15 protein-coding genes are annotated in these 16527 nt (G+C 37.0%); 4 read left to right on the top strand and 11 right to left on the bottom strand.

Translation table 11 applies throughout. The features are described 5' to 3' along the window. Nucleotides 1–77: 77 nt before the first annotated feature. The 7 genes from BD809_RS09510 to BD809_RS09480 all read right to left on the bottom strand — a co-directional run bounded on the left by BD809_RS09510 (nt 78) and on the right by BD809_RS09480 (nt 9469). Nucleotides 78–3530, bottom strand: coding sequence for a pyruvate carboxylase (locus tag BD809_RS09510; RefSeq protein ID WP_148782730.1), 3453 nt, complete (start codon nt 3528–3530; stop codon nt 78–80). A 220-nt stretch (nt 3531–3750) separates the two neighbouring features. After that, the gene (locus BD809_RS09505) at nt 3751–4899 is read right to left on the bottom strand and encodes a TRAP transporter substrate-binding protein (protein WP_246131492.1); all 1149 of its coding nucleotides are present in this window, start codon (nt 4897–4899) and stop codon (nt 3751–3753) included. 86 nt (nt 4900–4985) lie between these two features. Further along, nucleotides 4986–6326: a TRAP transporter large permease gene (locus tag BD809_RS09500; RefSeq protein WP_148782729.1), complete on the bottom strand. Its 1341-nt coding sequence runs from the start codon at nt 6324–6326 to the stop codon at nt 4986–4988. Beyond that, the gene (locus BD809_RS09495; RefSeq protein ID WP_148782728.1) at nt 6326–6829 is read right to left on the bottom strand and encodes a TRAP transporter small permease subunit; all 504 of its coding nucleotides are present in this window, start codon (nt 6827–6829) and stop codon (nt 6326–6328) included. The genes BD809_RS09500 and BD809_RS09495 overlap by 1 nt, the downstream gene beginning before the upstream one ends. A gap of 52 nt (nt 6830–6881) precedes the next feature. After that, nucleotides 6882–7643 carry a peroxide stress protein YaaA gene (yaaA, locus tag BD809_RS09490; protein WP_148782727.1) on the bottom strand — a complete coding sequence of 254 codons (762 nt, stop codon included), beginning with the start codon at nt 7641–7643 and terminating at the stop codon, nt 6882–6884. 116 nt (nt 7644–7759) lie between these two features. Next, nucleotides 7760–8812, bottom strand: coding sequence for an RluA family pseudouridine synthase (locus BD809_RS09485; protein ID WP_148782726.1), 1053 nt, complete (start codon nt 8810–8812; stop codon nt 7760–7762). Nucleotides 8813–8887: 75 nt separating this feature from the next. Beyond that, a complete protein-coding gene (locus tag BD809_RS09480; protein ID WP_148782725.1) occupies nt 8888–9469 on the bottom strand; it encodes a PASTA domain-containing protein in 582 nt (193 codons plus the stop codon). A gap of 94 nt (nt 9470–9563) precedes the next feature. Here BD809_RS09480 and BD809_RS09475 point away from each other — a divergent pair, with 94 nt between their 5' ends. The 4 genes from BD809_RS09475 (at nt 9564) to BD809_RS09460 (ending at nt 12327) form a co-directional block, all read left to right on the top strand. Continuing rightward, nucleotides 9564–10556, top strand: coding sequence for a D-alanine--D-alanine ligase (locus BD809_RS09475; RefSeq protein ID WP_148782724.1), 993 nt, complete (start codon nt 9564–9566; stop codon nt 10554–10556). A gap of 19 nt (nt 10557–10575) precedes the next feature. Beyond that, entirely contained in the window at nt 10576–11034 is a 459-nt protein-coding gene (gene coaD, locus BD809_RS09470) for a pantetheine-phosphate adenylyltransferase (RefSeq protein WP_148782723.1), read from the top strand. 3 nt (nt 11035–11037) lie between these two features. Then, nucleotides 11038–11436: a VOC family protein gene (locus BD809_RS09465; protein WP_148782722.1), complete on the top strand. Its 399-nt coding sequence runs from the start codon at nt 11038–11040 to the stop codon at nt 11434–11436. A 69-nt stretch (nt 11437–11505) separates the two neighbouring features. Further along, nucleotides 11506–12327, top strand: a complete 822-nt coding sequence (locus tag BD809_RS09460) for a class I SAM-dependent methyltransferase (RefSeq protein WP_148782721.1) — start codon at nt 11506–11508, stop codon at nt 12325–12327. Here BD809_RS09460 and BD809_RS09455 read toward each other — a convergent pair. The 4 genes from BD809_RS09455 to BD809_RS09440 are packed head-to-tail and all read right to left on the bottom strand — an operon-like array spanning nt 12324 to nt 16419. After that, a complete protein-coding gene (locus tag BD809_RS09455; RefSeq protein WP_246131491.1) occupies nt 12324–12542 on the bottom strand; it encodes a hypothetical protein in 219 nt (72 codons plus the stop codon). The genes BD809_RS09460 and BD809_RS09455 overlap by 4 nt on opposite strands. Then, nucleotides 12539–13933, bottom strand: a complete 1395-nt coding sequence (locus BD809_RS09450) for a radical SAM protein (protein WP_148782720.1) — start codon at nt 13931–13933, stop codon at nt 12539–12541. The genes BD809_RS09455 and BD809_RS09450 overlap by 4 nt, the downstream gene beginning before the upstream one ends. Nucleotides 13934–13978: 45 nt before the next feature. Beyond that, a complete protein-coding gene (locus tag BD809_RS09445) occupies nt 13979–14737 on the bottom strand; it encodes a prolipoprotein diacylglyceryl transferase (RefSeq protein ID WP_148782719.1) in 759 nt (252 codons plus the stop codon). Nucleotides 14738–14787: 50 nt separating this feature from the next. Further along, nucleotides 14788–16419: a SulP family inorganic anion transporter gene (locus BD809_RS09440; RefSeq protein ID WP_148782718.1), complete on the bottom strand. Its 1632-nt coding sequence runs from the start codon at nt 16417–16419 to the stop codon at nt 14788–14790. Nucleotides 16420–16527 lie beyond the last annotated feature (108 nt).

Here is a 16527-nt window from a genome sequence, read left to right as displayed (position 1 = left end):
CACGCAATTCCTAATCAATTATATATAAAAAAAAGAGCTATACGTATATATAGCTCCTTTAGAAGTATGTTTGAAATTTACTTCAAGGTAATAATCAAGTCATCGGCATGTACCATCGTACCTGCTTTAATATTAACTTTCTTAATTACAGCATCTTCATTTGCGGTTATAGTTGTTTCCATTTTCATAGCTTCAATAATGAACAAAGGTTCGTTTTTCTTTACCTCCTGTCCATTTTTAACCAAAACAGTAGACAGGGATCCCTGTAAGGGTGCTGCTATTTGCTTTGGGTCATTTTTATCCGCCTTTACATGAGCAACCTTCTCTACTTTTATAGATTTGTCTTGAATCTCGACATTTCTCGTTTGTCCATTAACTTTAAAAAACACCGTAACCATGCCATTTTCGTGCGGTTCTCCTATAGAAATCAATTCAATCAGCAAGGTTTTACCTCTGTCCAATTCAATGATAATTTCTTCCTCAGGTTTCATCCCGTAAAAGAAATTTTCTGTCGGGATGTTCATTACGTTTCCGTACTCAACATGATGGTTATACGCGCCGGTAAAGACCTTTGGGTATAATTTATAAGATAAGAAATCGGTGATATCTAAATCTCTTCCCATTCCTTTTTTGAACACTTTTACAAAATCATCATATTCAGCTTCAAAATCTACGGGTTCCAAATGTGCATTAGGACGATTGGTAAAAGGCTCCTGATTCTTTAATATTGCGTTTTGTAAATCTTTAGGAAACCCTCCTTCCGGTTGTCCCAATTCTCCTTTGAATAGACTTACCACAGATTGTGGAAAAGAAAGCGACTCTCCACGTTCCTTTACATCCTGTATCGTCAGGTTGTTACTGACCAGATACTGAGCCATATCTCCAACCACCTTGGAACTTGGCGTTACTTTTACCAGATCTCCAAACAGTTCATTAACCTCCCCATACATCTTTGTTATTTCGTGAAAACGATCGGCCAGTCCTAATCCTTCAGCTTGAGGCTTTAGGTTAGAATATTGACCCCCCGGAATTTCATGTTGATACACTTCGCCGGTTCCAGCCTTTAGACCTGACTCAAACACATAATAATATTCTCTAACAGCCTCCCAATAGTTTGCATACTCATTCAGTTTGCTAATATTAATAGGATTTTCTCTCTCATGAAAACGCATCATCTCTGCAATAGCATTAAAATTAGGCTGAGATGTAAGTCCCGATAAACCTGCCAGTGCTACGTCGACCACATCAACGCCAGCTTCGATAGCTTTGGCATAGGTAGCTGATTGTACTGATGAAGTGTCGTGGGTATGTAAATGGATTGGAATATTAATTTCTGATTTTAAGGCAGTAATCAATTCTGAAGCTGCATAAGGCTTTAAAAGACCAGCCATATCCTTAATCCCCAGGATATGGGCTCCGGCATTTTCTATATCTTTGGCGAGTTGGATGTAATATTTTAAGTTATATTTTGTTCGCTTCGGATCCAAAATATCTCCCGTATAGCAAATGGAACCTTCTGCAAGTCCTTGTGTTTTGGTTCGCACCTGTTCAATACATGGCGCTATAGACTGCATCCAGTTTAATGAATCAAAAATTCTAAATACATCCACCCCATTCTTCCATGATTGTTCTACGAACTTGCTAATTAAGTTATCCGGATACGCCTTATACCCTACCCCGTTAGATCCTCGAATTAACATTTGCAACAGGACATTAGGCATGGCTTTACGCAAAGCACGCAATCGCTCCCATGGATTTTCTTTTAAAAATCTCAGGCATACATCAAAGGTGGCTCCTCCCCAGACTTCCATACTAAAAATCTCGGGATGATTCTTAGCATAACCTTCTGCAACTTTAAGCATATCATAGCTACGCATACGTGTAGCTAATAGACTCTGATGCGCATCGCGCATGGTTGTATCGGTATAATGAATCTTTTTTTCGTTTTTCAGCCATTTTGAAAAACCATCAGGTCCTAACTCTGTAAGTAGTTGTTTGGTTCCTTTTGGATGTGAACCTACCGGATCAAATTTAGGAACAATCGGAGTAACAAACTTTTTAGTAGGATCCATTTTTTTTACATCCGGATTTCCATTGATGACGATATCTCCCAGAAACGTAACAAGTTTTGTTGCTCTATTACGTGATTCTTGTATCTGAAACAGACTTTTAGTATTTTGAATAAAATTGACTGTTGCTTCCCCTTTTCTAAAGGTTTCATGAGATAAAATATTATCCAAAAATGGCATATTTGTCTTTACCCCACGAATTCTGAATTCAGACAAGGCTCTTCGCATTTTACGACAGGCTCCATCCAAGGTTCTTCCGCTTGCGGAAACTTTTACCAACATGGAATCAAAAAATGGCGAAATTGTTACACCTTGATACAAACTCCCCGCATCTAAACGAATACCGAATCCTGAAGCACTTCTATACGTAGTTATTGTTCCATAATCAGGTTTGAAATCATTTTCAGGATCCTCAGTTGTAATTCGACATTGCAAAGCGAATCCTGTAGTAGTTAAACTTTCCTGACTCTCGATTTTAATTTGCTGATCGGATAGTTTATATCCTCCTGCGATAAAAATTTGAGCTTTAATTAAATCGATTCCCGTAACCACCTCGGTAACCGTATGTTCTACCTGCACCCGCGGATTCACTTCAATAAAATATATACTACCATCGTCATCGACCAAAAACTCGACAGTTCCGATGTTATTGTAATCAACGGCTTTACATATTTTTAACGCATAGTCATATAACTTATGCTTTGTTGTCTCATCAATACCAAAAGAAGGGGCATATTCAATCACCTTCTGATAGCGTCGTTGTACAGAACAGTCCCTCTCGAATAAGTGTACCATGTTGCCATGATTATCTGCAACAATTTGTATCTCTATATGCTTTGGATTCTCAACAAATTTCTCGAGAAACACCGTATCATCACCAAAGGCATTACCAGCTTCACGCTTGGATTCGGGAAATGCTTTTTGTAGTGTCTCGGCATCACGAATGACTCGCATTCCTCTTCCACCACCACCCGATGCAGCTTTTAGCATCACCGGATATCCTATTCGTTTTGCTTCTTTGAGCGCTATTTTAACATCGGTCAGATCCGCTTTATTACTTTGAATAATTGGGATTTTATTTTCAACAGCAACTTGCTTTGCCATGATTTTATCTCCCAAGGATTTTAAAACAGACACTTTAGGTCCAATAAAAATTATTCCGTTTGCTTCACACTGTGCAGCCAGCTCCGCGTTTTCGGATAAAAAGCCATACCCCGGATGAATGGCATCTACTTGATTTTGCAGTGCTACCTGAATAATGGCTTGTATATTCAGATATGGTTTAAGAGGTTCATTATTTTCACCAATCTGGTAAGCTTCGTCAGCTTTATATCTGTGTAAAGAATATCGATCTTCATAGGTATATATTCCAACAGTTTTGAGACCAATTTCTGTACAAGCCCTAAAGATTCGAATAGCAATTTCACCGCGGTTGGCAACTAAAACCTTTTTAATTTTCATTGTAAGTGTGTAAAATAGATGATTTTTATTTAGCGAACATTCGCAACGAAGATATTGATTCGAGGGTATCTTTGCAATTATTGCTAAAATTTTAAGAGCATTTTATACATCTCGTTATATAGTTAACATAATTCTGCATAAAATAGAAAAACAGCAGCCAAAGCCACTGTTTTTTTATTCATTCTTTAATTGGTTACATACAACTACACGAAGAACAATATTACTGCTGCTGAATTTTATTGTAATATGCCTTTTCTGTAATGTCAGACCATTTGGTAGCTTTTTTCTGAAAATCTGAATAACTATCGTATACTTCTTTTGATAAAGCGTCGTTACCAATCATTTCTTGTATGGCTTCTTTTGTATATGCACGCAACGCATCCAAAGTCTGTTTAGAAAACTCTCTGACCTCAACATTTTCCTCATTAATTAGTTTATCCAAAAATATTGCATTCTGCTTATCGAATTCTGCAAGTACCCACACTTGAGCTTGTTTAGAAGCAGACATTAAAACCGCTTGTAAATGTGGTGGTAAAGCATCATGGAGTTGTTTATTAATAAAAAACTCAAACTGTGTTCCTGGTTCATGCCATCCGGGAGAGTAATAATATTTAGCAATTTTATGAAAGCCCATTTTGTAATCATGATAAGGACCAATCCACTCTGTTGCATCAATCACCCCGCGCTCTAAACTAGTATATATTTCTCCCCCAGATACTAATATCGCCGCACCTCCGGCTTTTTCTAAAACATTACCTCCTATGCCCGGCAAACGCATTTTGAGACCATTAAAATCCGAAACCGAATTGATTTCTTTGTTGAACCAGCCACCCATTTGAACACCGGTATTACCACCGATAAAAGGTACCAAATTAAATTTAGCATACGTTTTCTTCCAAAGTTCATATCCACCACCAGTCTCCAGCCAAGAAGTTAATTGTTGACTATTCATACCAAAGGGTACAGCAGCAAAAAATTGAGCCGCAGGTGTTTTCCCTGCCCAATAATAGGAAGCACCGCATCCCATTTCTATAGTTCCGTTGGATACTGCATCAAATGCCTCGAGCGCCGGTACCAACTCACCTCCGCCATAAACTTTAATTTTAATTTGTCCGTTTGAAGCTTCATCTACCCACGTAGCATATTTTTCTGCTACCTCTCCAAGTACCGGGAAATTTGGTGGCCATGTAGTTGTCATTTTCCAATGAAAAACTTGTGAAGGTTTTGTCACATCGTACGATGTACTTTTCACGGATCCCGGTGGATCGCCTAAACACGAGCTAAGCAGACATAGCATGCTTACTAACAAATAATAAACAGGCTGAATTTGTACCGATCTAACTTTTCTATTAAAAATTATTTGTTTCATCATAAACTTTTTAAAAATTCAATTGAAATAGAATGAATTAATATCATTACTTTTTCTCAACTATTCTAGTCAAAAATTTCATTATGCTAAATGAAAATTATATCAGGAAAAAAGAATACTAAACCAACTATAAATAATTGTATAATGATAAAAGGTAAAATTCCTCTATATATTTGACTTGTCTTTACTTCGGGAGGAGCAACCCCTTTCAGATAAAAGAGTGCAAATCCAAAAGGAGGGGTTAGAAATGAGGTCTGAAGATTTAATGCTATTAAAATTCCCACCCATAACATATCCATGTTTAGTGCATTAAAAATAGGCGTAACCACTGGCACTATGATGAATATAATTTCTATAAAGTCAATAAAAAAGCCTGCTATAAAAACTACCACCATAACTAGCAATAAAAAAACTAAAGGTGTAAGATTGGATGACACTATAAGTTCCTGCAAATATCGATCTCCCCCGAGTGTTCTAAAAACTAAGGTAAAGGTAGTCGCTCCTAAAAGAATGAAAAAAACCATGGACGTAAGTTTGGTAGTTTCTCTAGCCACTTCTTTAAGTATTTTAAGGCTAAATTTCTTTTGTATTAACGTTAATAGTGTAGCTCCGAGAGCCCCAATCGCAGAAGCTTCTGTAGGGGATGCAACTCCGGTAAATATGGACCCTAAGACAATAACTATTAGTAAAATAGGAAGAAGCATAATTTTTATGATTTTACTCACAAAATTATCACCTCTAAATTCTCGAATTTCTTCCTTAGGTATACTGGGTGCGTCATTTTTGTTTAAAAAGGATATAATTAGAATGTAAACGACATATATTGCAACTAGCAGTAAACCGGGTAGAAGTGCTGCGGAAAATAAAGTACCTACATCTACAGAGTCAGAACCTCTTGAAGAACTATTAATTGTATCTGCTAATAAAACTAACACTATTGAGGGTGGAATAATTTGACCAAGCGTTCCTGAGGATGCAATAACACCTGTAGCCAATTCGGTTTTATATCCTCGCTTTAACATAGTCGGCAAGCTAATCAACCCCATAGTAACTACCGTAGCACCAACAATTCCCGTTGATGCAGCCAATAAAGCTCCCACAATCACAACAGATATTGCTAACCCGCCTCGTATACTACCAAACATCATGGCCATAGTTTCTAATAAACTTTGAGCTAGGCCGGATTTTTCTAACATAATTCCCATAAAAATAAACAAAGGAACCGCCATTAGTACATAGTTATTAACCACCCCCATGATTCTGGAGGGCAATAAATAAAAGGTTGTCATAGAAAAATATTCTGGCGCTAAAATCGAAATTCCAAAAGCAAAAATCACAGAAATCCCTCCTAAGGTGAAAGCTACCGGGTACCCTTTAAGTATTAAGATAAAAATGAGAGCAAACAATACAATAGCCAATATTTCCATTAGATATACTGTTTAAAAATAGTTCGAATTGACTTAAGAATATCAGAAACTCCTTGTAGCAATAACAATAAAAATCCTAAAGTAATACTAACTTTTAAAATATATAAAGCCGGAAGACCTCCCGGTTGAGCGGATGATTCATTCATCCCATAAGAAATAGTTACATAGTACCAAGATGAGGCTATGACCACATAACACCATGGTATTAAAAATAAAACGCCCCCTATCAGATCTATCCATGCTTTTCCCTTTTCAGAGAATCGTGCATAAAATAAGTCGACCCGTACGTGCTTTTGAAATTGAAATGTGTATCCTGAAGCAAGGAGAAACATAAAACCGAATAAATAGATTTCGGCTTCTATAACCCAAATATAAGTAAACTGAAAAATGTAGCGAATAACTACATCCAACCCTATGATTATTGCTAAAAAAACAGAAAACCAACTGACTAGTTCACCAATCTTCTTACTGACCCAATCAATTAAAGTAATAATTCTATCCATCTTACAGAATTAATATTAAGTAAGATACAAAAATATCTTAGATTGATTTCAGCTATCTTGTAAAAACCAACTCATTTCTTTTGACAGAGTGCTCCTCACTAAAGCCATAGCCTTCATAATTGAAACCTTTTAAATCCTCAACGGTTTTGGCATTGGTGTCTAATACATAACGTACCATCAAGCCGCGGGCTTTCTTAGCAAAAAAACTTATAACTTTTAATTTGTCATTTTTCCAATCTTTGAAAACAGGAGTAATTACAGGTACCTTGAGTTTCTTAGTGTCTACTGCTTTAAAATACTCATTGCTCGCTAGGTTGACAAACAATTCGTCTATCTCTAATTCTTTATTTAGTGCTTCAGCAAGCATGGGTCTCCAGATGTCATAAAGATTGTCATTTCGCTCGATTGGCAACTTAGTTCCCATTTCTAAGCGATAGGGTTGTATCAAATCCAACGGTCTCAAAACTCCATACAATCCTGATAGTATTCGCAATGTATCCTGTAACGTGTCTAATTTATCTTTGGGAATCGTATAGGCGTCCAGCCCGGCATACACATCGCCATCAAAGGCATATACCGCCGGTCTTGAATTTGACTTCGTGTGCGTTGGCTCAAACTCCTGATTCCTTACGTAATTAAGGTCTGCCAGTTTATCACTGATATGCATTAGCTCTCCGATCTCATTTTTGCTCATTCGAGCTAGTTTACGATTGATTTTAGAGCTTACTTCCAAAAATGCCGGTTGTGTCCCACGTGTTGTAGGCAAAGCATCTTCAAAATTCAAAGACTTGGCTGGAGATATTACGATTTTCATTTGCTGTATTTTATTTCAAAAATACATCCTTGTATTACTACTGAAAATAGTTTTTAGAAATAAATTCTTATTCCGGTATTTAAATTCTTTATGCAAAAAGATTTTGGGCATCAGAATTATTCTTCAAGTAACGTTTGATTTTTGGCATAAGAGCGCCATTTCTCAATACAGTTTTGAATATCTTCAGGGATTTCGCTTTCAAAATACATTTTTTCACCTGTTTCAGGATGTATGAAACCCAAAGTTCTCGCATGCAACGCTTGTCTTGGCAGAACTTTAAAGCAATTATCGACGAACTGCTTATATTTAGTAAAGGTGGTACCCTTTAGAATTTTCTCACCTCCATATCGCTCATCGTTAAATAAGGTATGCCCGATATGTTTCATGTGCACACGTATTTGATGCGTTCTTCCGGTTTCTAACCTACACGATACCAAGGTTACATACCCCAATCGTTCTATTACTTTGAAATGCGTAACGGCTGGCTTTCCTTTGTCTTCCTCTTCTCCATAATACACCGTGTTTTGTAATCGATTTTTTGGATGCCTTCCAATATTACCTTCGATAGTACCTTCATCATCTTCAATATTGCCCCAAACAATGGCAATATACTCCCGCTCTGAGGTCTTATCAAAAAATTGTTTGGCGAGGTGTGTCATTGCCTCTTCAGTTTTTGCAATCACCAAAAGTCCGCTAGTATCCTTATCAATTCTATGAACCAAGCCGGGACGATTACTGCTGTTATTGGGTAAATTATCAAAGTGATATACCAACGCATTAATTAAAGTTCCCGAATAATTACCGTGCCCGGGATGCACCACCATACCTGCTGGCTTATTTACAACTAGTAATACTTCATCTTCATAAACAATATCTAGTGGGATAGCCTCTGGAGTTAGTAGTTGTTCATAAGGTGGATGCGTAAACAGCACCCGAACTATATCATTGGGTTTCACTTTATAATTTGACTTGACCGGTATATCGTTTACGAATACACTCCCGTCCTTGGCAGCCTGCTGAATTTTATTGCGCGTTGCGTTTTCAACAAAATTCATCAAAAATTTATCTACTCGCAAGGGCTCTTGTCCACTGCTTGCAACAAAGCGGTGATGTTCATATAAATCATCATCATTTGTATCAAAATTCTCCGGTTCTTTATAATCTTCCAACGTGAGTAGTATTAAATTAACATATGTGTATAGCAGCGAGCTTAAGAGCAAATTCTCTTATCAATCAGAGCAATCCTAATTATCGTCAGATAAATTAATTGTTGCTCCTTTACCATCTCCCAAAACCAAATCTATCGTAGAAGTTTTCATTAATTTTGTCCCCGGTTGTACACGCTTACCTTTATGACGCAGCTCTAACACCATATCTTCTGCAATATTTGGTTTATAGGTAATGGATCCTATTTTAAATCCTAGTGCCAAAAGTTTTGGTTCTACCTGTCGTCTTGTTTTTTGTATAACATCTTGCGGAATTTCAATTTTGCGGTATCCCGAGGGGTTCAACGTGACATAAATTTTACGATTTTCTTTAACGCTATTACCGGCTGCAGGGTTTTGCTCTATAACCGAATATCTTGGGTACGCAGGGTCAAAATTGGCAGAATCCTGCACTTCATAACGCAATTCCTTTTCTTCTAAAATCTGTTTTACCTCGTCCAATGTTTTTTTACTTAAACTTGGCACGACAATACGTTGATCGTGATTGGTAGTACTGTCCAACCATTGTAAGGTGACAAAACACAAAATCACAAATAAGGCTACAGCAAGTATTAACTGAATCAGAAAAAGTTTGCTAAAAATAAATTTAAAGAAATTCATATACAGATCGATAGTTTGCGCAAAGATATAAAAACGGAAAGTTTTACGCTTTGTTATTAGATAAATGATATTTTTGTTATCAAACATAGCCTTAATGAAAAAGAACATTGCCATTCTCATGGGTGGATATTCGAGTGAATTCGATATATCCATTAACAGCGGAAACGTTGTTTATAAACACATTGATCGAGATAAATATACACCTTACAGAGTGCATATTACAAAAGAGCGATGGTTTTATGTGGATGATAGCGATGCAACTCATACTATTGACAGAAATGATTTTTCTGTACTTATCGATGGTGAGAAGATCACCTTTGACGCTGCATTTAATACAGTCCATGGTACCCCTGGAGAAGATGGTTTGCTTCAAGCCTATTTCAGATTAATTAGGATACCCCAGACCTCTTGCGACTATTATCAAGCAGCGTTATCTTTTAACAAGCGAGATTGCATCAGTACACTTAAACCGTATGGTATCCCGACGGCCAGTAATTATTTCCTTAATCAAGGGGATCCCATAGACCCTGAAGCCATCATAAACACAGTCGGTTTGCCTTGTTTCGTAAAAGCGAATAAAGCAGGAAGCAGCTACGGTATATCAAAAGTTAAAATACTTCAGGAGTTATTGCCGGCAATCGAACATGCCTACAAAGAAGATGATGAAATTATCATAGAGTCTTTTTTAAGTGGCACCGAAGTCTCCGTTGGGGTTATTAATTTTAATGGAGAAGATATCGTACTACCTATAACAGAAATTGTAAGTCATAATGAGTTTTTTGATTACGAAGCCAAATATTTAGGTCAGTCAGAAGAAATCACCCCCGCAAGATTGTCTGAGGAAGATACAGAGAAAGTAAAAGAACTGGCGTTAAAAGTATATCAAACGCTTAAAATGAAAGGTTTTTCTCGTAGTGAATACATTTTTCATAATGGAGAACCTCATTTTTTAGAATTAAATACGAATCCGGGACTTAGTGAAGCTAGCATTTTACCGCAACAAGCCTTAAAAGCCGGCATCTCACTTCAAGAATTATTTACTAATGTTATTGAAGCGTGTATAAACAAACCCGCATGGAGCGAATAACAATTTGATTAAAAACATCATGAGAAGAGCAGTTTTTCCAGGGTCGTTTGACCCGATCACCTTAGGACATTATGACATCATCGAGCGGGGACTTACACTCTTTGACGAAATTATTTTGGCAATCGGTATCAATGCTGATAAAAAATATATGTTCTCCCTTGAGGAGAGAACCCGGTTCATGAAAGAAGCTTTCAAAAATGAGCCCCGAATCAAAGTAATGACCTATAAAGGGCTGACTGTTGATTTTTGTCGGACTCAAAATGCACAATTTATTTTGAGAGGACTCCGTAACCCCGGTGATTTTGAGTTTGAAAAAGCAATTGCCCACACCAATCGCAAAATGTCTGAAATTGAAACTGTATTTTTATTAACCTCTTCGGGAAAAAGTTATATCTCCTCATCTATTGTGCGAGATGTTATACGTCACGGTGGCGACTATACGGGACTCGTCCCCGACACAGTTCGCGTAAACAAGTAAACCATGAAAAAATATCTGGGAGGTATTAAGATCGTTGTAAAAGACTACGACGAAGCTATTTCGTATTACACAAAAGGCTTAGGTTTTATTATAATTGAAGATTTTAAAATCGATGATACCAAGCGCTGGGTAGTACTTGCTCCCAGTCAAGAGTCAGAAACCAGACTTATTTTGGGCAAAGCCACTAATGAAGCTCAAAAATTAGCTATCGGTAATCAAACCGGCGGACGTGTGTTTTTATTTCTCCATACTGATGATTTTTGGAGAGACTACAACAGTATGAAAGGCAAGGGAGTAGTTTTTAAAGAAGAACCACGAGAAGAACCGTATGGAACTGTAGTTGTTTTTGAGGACTTATATGGAAATACCTGGGATTTGATAGAGAGAAACTTTACAAATTAGCTGTTGATTTTGAAGAACTAAATTGGATATTTAATATATTTATTGAATTGAACAAACTATTTGTAATCCATGCAAATCCACGAAACTGCCTTTATAATATCCACGTATCGATCCATGCATCCCGAGGTAAGTAAAGATCCATACGCACATCTTTGGAACAACTCTAAAACCGACAGTCTTCTTCCTGAAATTTTAGATTTTATTTCTGAACATGAGCCTCTACTGCATAGTCTAAGAAACCGCTTCTTTCTGGAAGAGATGACCGCATTCTTTGAGCGCTATCCAAATGCAACTTTATTAAATTTTGGTGCAGGTTTTAGTATGTATCAATTTGTACTTCCTGAAACTGTACAAACGGTTGAAATCGATAAGGAAGATATCGTAAATTATAAAAAAGAAAAAATTGCTGCATGGATGAAAGATGGCACGCTACCAAAACGTAAAATCAACTATTTATCGATGGATTTTAATACGATTGCGGTAAATAAAATAGTACATGAACTAACAAAATCATTAACTGATGCCCCTACGTTTATTCTTTTGGAAGGGGTACTGTTTTTTCTAAATTCAAAAACAACCAACGAGTTATTTCAACTATTCGGAGCGATTCAAAAAAGTGGAGATCTCTTAGGTAGTGTGTCCTACGATCCTCAAGTCCAGACAACGGATGTTTATCAAAAGTTATTGGCTTATTTTGATAAGAATAATGACACCAACGATACATTTGCGCATCAAACACTTCCTGTTTCATTCTATCAAAACTTAAAAGAATATACGCTATTAAAAAATACTGATGAATTTGAAACTGCCCGTGTCTATGCAGTAAACTATAAGCTGCCTAAAAAAACCGAAGTATTGAACGAAAGTTTATATATTTTAAAGAAAAACTAACTCCCTATTATCAGGGCACCGCAAATTCCCAGTCCAACTATAAGATATACACCGGCCAGGATAAAGAACACTTTTGCTGCTTTTTTTTGTAATGTCTTCCAAAGCACTAAACCTATGAATCCTAAAACCAGTGGTGGCCCAAACATGATTCCCAGAATAAAATAAATGATACCGTCGTAATTACCTCCTTCCAGCATTATTAAAGTAGCTATCATATTTCGTTATTTCTAAGTTTCTCTAAATAGTCTCGTTTATCATCGCGATAAAAGAGGTTCATGGTTTCAAAAGGAATAATTTTATAATCTTTATCCACTATATGAACACAGGACTTTTTAATGGATCGCACATCAAAGTTGTATGCATCAATAAATTGCATAATTATGATGCGAAAAAGATTATCATATCCCAAATCTGGTGCTTCGATTTCAGGCAAACAACACATGATAGATTTTAAATTTTCGTTAGCTGTTGCAACAGAATTTCCAGTACTAAACAGTTCAAGCATTTTGCCGTGTAGTTCTTGATCCTGCTCGTACACGATGGTGTTTTTACCATTATCCAATAGATCTGCCGGATTGATGTATCGTGTTAAGGGAAGAACCCCCTCATCATTTTTGAGCGCATATCCCATAACCAAGGCATCAGGATTACATGGCACGGGAATCAGATCATCTGACTCAAAAACAGGAAATTGCTCTAGTATTTTTCTGCGTACTTCGGTCAACGTAATACGGTTTTTTTGAGCATCAAAGTCCTCTAAACGACCCGCGATTTGTGTTGGCTGAAAAGTGACACCCCGTACACATTTTTGTTGTACTGCGTACGCTAAAATTTCTCCTATTTCATGATCATTTAAATGCTTTTCTAAAGTTACTACCAGCGTAGTAGACAAGTTAAATTCATTTAAATTGTCAAGAGCACGTTTGCGTACCTGAGTAAGATCTTCACCTCGCATCTTTTTCAGCACTTCAGGTTGTAACGAGTCGAATTGTAAATAGATTTCAAAGTCAGGCATATAGCCAGCTAAACGCTCTACAAATTTTTTATTCTTTGCTATTCTAATTCCGTTAGTATTTAACATCAAATGCCGTATGGGCAATTGTTTTGCGTAATCCAAAATTTCAAAAAACTGAGGATGCACCGTAGGTTCACCTCCACTTATTTGAACGACATCAGGCTCGTTTTCATTAGCTACGATCGTATCGAGCATCTTTTTTATTTCATCGAGCGTACGATGTCTGCCATACGTTGGGGACGACCCCGCATAACACGTTGGACAGCTCAGGTTACAACGATCTGTAACTTCAACTATCGACAAACAGGAATGCTGCTCATGATCCGGACATAACCCACAATCGTAGGGGCATCCATAATCAGTGGTTGTATTAAATTTATATGGAAATTCTGAAGGTTTATTATAATTTCGTAGGTTTTTATAGTATGCGATATCATCGGCTATTAACACTTTGGATCGCCCATGCACCGGGCAGCGTTTCAGCATATATACTTTTTCATCTTCAAATACTATTTTAGCATCAATTCTTTTGAGACACGTCGGACATAAACTTAAAGTAAAATCATAATACGTATAGGATCTTGTAGGCATGGTATGAGCTTAGTTTTTTTGCTTTTTGTTCGAGTCTAACAACACCTATCTCAACTGTGGTACGTTTGTACTTGAGAAAAGTATTGCAATCGTTTTGCGATAGTAAAGCAGACACAAAATACATAAATACTGGATACTACTGAGTCCCAATATCAAAAATTCATTTGGTTTAAGAAATTCTATCAGAAAACGGAAGGAAAAATATCCAATCATAAAAACTCTAAAAAGCAACCCTTGATTACTCTCAAACTGCGTCTCTTTATACCTTAAAAAGATCCAGAGCGCTATTAAAAAGAAGATTTCATATACTGATAACGGATGGCGATGTATCCCATCCCCAAGATCCATTCCCAAAAAAAAATCAGTTTCAACGCCGTAGGTAAATTCATTAATTCCGTTTAAAAAACAGCCAATTCTACCAATAAGGATAGCTAATAGTAAAGGATATACAAATAAATCGCCTGAGGATCGCTGCTCCCCGATTATCTTTTTACTCACCTCAACTCCTAACAAACCTCCAAACAATCCCCCCATAATAGTTTTAGAATTAAGCAATTGCAATACTTCGGTTAGATTGGAAATCGCGATGGGATGTTCTAAATAACCAAACACACGAGATCCTAAAAAAGCACCAAACACTGCACCTATAATTATAGACAGCCGATTAGTAGACGAAATGGTGTTGTTGGATCTCTTTCGTAAATAAATATAATAACGAAAACCAACAAAGAACGCCAGATACTCAAAAAGTAAATGGATATTCAATTGAACACCAAAAACTATAGGCTCAACAGGAATATCCATTTTATTTAATTGATCAGGTTGTTAGACCTGCTAAAGATATAAAATCTTATTTATTTCATTACTTTGGCCATTACATGGTAACGAGGATCGTCGACATTAGGCTCTATAACACCTGCTAATTTAGGAGAAGCTTTGATCATTAATGCCTGACATTCTTCACTCAAATGTTTTATACGCACCTGTTTTCCAGCATCCTCATACTTCCCTACCAAATTGAATATGGCTTCAAGCGCTGAGTGATCTGTTACGCGAGATTCCATAAAATCAATTTCAACCATATCCGGGTCATTCTTTATATCAAATTTCCCATTAAAATCTTGAATAGAACCAAAGAATAAAGGACCCCAAATTTCATAAACCTTAGTACCATCTTCCTTTATATGTTTACGCGCTCGAATACGTTTTGCATTTTCCCATGCAAACACAAGCGCCGATATGATCACCCCGACAAACACGGCAATTGCTAAATCATATACCACCGTTACTGCAGAAACAATAATTAGCACTGCCGCATCTGATTTAGGAATTTTTCTGAGGATTCTAAAACTGGACCATGCAAAGGTTTCAATAACCATCATAAACATGACCCCAACCAATGCGGCAATTGGTACCTGCTCTATATATTGATCCGTAAACAATATAAAAGTCAATAATGTAAGTGCCATCATAATACCGGATAGTCGTCCGCGTCCACCCGCGTTGATATTAATTACGGTTTGGCCAATCATTCCACATCCTCCGGTACCTCCAAACAACCCACTCATCATATTACCTAATCCTTGTGCCATACATTCACGATTACCATTTCCTCGAGACTCCGTCAACTCATCAACCAAGTTCATCGTCATCAAAGATTCTATAAGACCTACAGAAGCAGCCAAAAATGCATATGGAAGAATAAAGGAAAACGTATCGGCAGTAAAAGGAAGATACTCCCATAATTCGAGATTTGGCGTTGGTAATTCACCAGAAAGACCATCTCCTCCTCCTTCACGAATATAAGAGCCCACGGTACTAACATTTAATTTGGCGAAAATCACCACTCCGGTGGTCACAAGAATCGCCGTTAAAGCAGCGGGGATTTTGGTAGTAAGTTTTGGTAATAGCCATACAATACCCATCGTTAATAGAACTAAAGCGAGCGTTGTATACAGTTCACTGCCTTCCATAGGAATATTGATATATTTTTTAACTCCGTCAGCAGTAACTTCTAATTGTTTATGCGAAAACATTTTAACTTGCGCAATAAAAATCACAATTGCCAATCCGTTAACAAATCCCATCATAACCGGGTGGGGAATCAAGCGTACAAAACGACCCAATTTTAAAACACCGGCACCGATCTGTATAATACCCATTAAAATAACTGTAGCCAGGAGATAGTAATATCCCATGTTCTCTATTGGTGTTTCAAAAGCAAGACCTCTTGCATGACCTTCAGAAATCAAATGCACAAATATCACAGCAACTGCACCTGCAGCCCCTGAAATAAGACCTGGTCTTCCTCCAAAAATAGCTGCTATCAACCCAATAATAAATGCACCTGAAAGCGCCACCAAGGGGTCTATCTGAGCTACAAATGCAAATGCAACCACCTCTGGTATCATAGCTAGTGACACTGTAATTCCCGCCAGTACATCATCTTTTGCATTCGGAACAATTTTTCTAACAAACTCAGTCATAGTAATTTTTTTGAAGATGCAAAAGTAACGTTATTTTGATTTATGACAAGAAAATCCGGTTTTATAGCACTTTTAAGACTTGATGAAATTTACGTAAACAAGGGTCAA

Origin of the sequence: Aquimarina intermedia (assembly GCF_008124785.1) — a bacterium.
Lineage (GTDB): Bacteria > Bacteroidota > Bacteroidia > Flavobacteriales > Flavobacteriaceae > Aquimarina > Aquimarina intermedia.
The sequence above is the reverse complement of the archived record's forward strand: the minus strand, read 5'-3'. Positions and strand labels throughout refer to the sequence as shown.

What these genes read in the sequence shown, in the direction of transcription:
- BD809_RS09510 (WP_148782730.1), bottom strand. Translation starts at nt 3,530, where the DNA reads ATGAAAATTAAAAAGGTTTTAGTTGCCAACCGCGGTGAAATTGCTATT.
- BD809_RS09505 (WP_246131492.1), bottom strand. Translation starts at nt 4,899, where the DNA reads ATGAAACAAATAATTTTTAATAGAAAAGTTAGATCGGTACAAATTCAG.
- BD809_RS09500 (WP_148782729.1), bottom strand. Translation starts at nt 6,326, where the DNA reads ATGGAAATATTGGCTATTGTATTGTTTGCTCTCATTTTTATCTTAATA.
- BD809_RS09495 (WP_148782728.1), bottom strand. Translation starts at nt 6,829, where the DNA reads ATGGATAGAATTATTACTTTAATTGATTGGGTCAGTAAGAAGATTGGT.
- yaaA (WP_148782727.1), bottom strand. Translation starts at nt 7,643, where the DNA reads ATGAAAATCGTAATATCTCCAGCCAAGTCTTTGAATTTTGAAGATGCT.
- BD809_RS09480 (WP_148782725.1), bottom strand. Translation starts at nt 9,469, where the DNA reads ATGAATTTCTTTAAATTTATTTTTAGCAAACTTTTTCTGATTCAGTTA.
- BD809_RS09475 (WP_148782724.1), top strand. Translation starts at nt 9,564, where the DNA reads ATGAAAAAGAACATTGCCATTCTCATGGGTGGATATTCGAGTGAATTC.
- coaD (WP_148782723.1), top strand. Translation starts at nt 10,576, where the DNA reads ATGAGAAGAGCAGTTTTTCCAGGGTCGTTTGACCCGATCACCTTAGGA.
- BD809_RS09465 (WP_148782722.1), top strand. Translation starts at nt 11,038, where the DNA reads ATGAAAAAATATCTGGGAGGTATTAAGATCGTTGTAAAAGACTACGAC.
- BD809_RS09460 (WP_148782721.1), top strand. Translation starts at nt 11,506, where the DNA reads ATGCAAATCCACGAAACTGCCTTTATAATATCCACGTATCGATCCATG.
- BD809_RS09455 (WP_246131491.1), bottom strand. Translation starts at nt 12,542, where the DNA reads ATGATAGCTACTTTAATAATGCTGGAAGGAGGTAATTACGACGGTATC.
- BD809_RS09450 (WP_148782720.1), bottom strand. Translation starts at nt 13,933, where the DNA reads ATGCCTACAAGATCCTATACGTATTATGATTTTACTTTAAGTTTATGT.
- BD809_RS09445 (WP_148782719.1), bottom strand. Translation starts at nt 14,737, where the DNA reads ATGGATATTCCTGTTGAGCCTATAGTTTTTGGTGTTCAATTGAATATC.
- BD809_RS09440 (WP_148782718.1), bottom strand. Translation starts at nt 16,419, where the DNA reads ATGACTGAGTTTGTTAGAAAAATTGTTCCGAATGCAAAAGATGATGTA.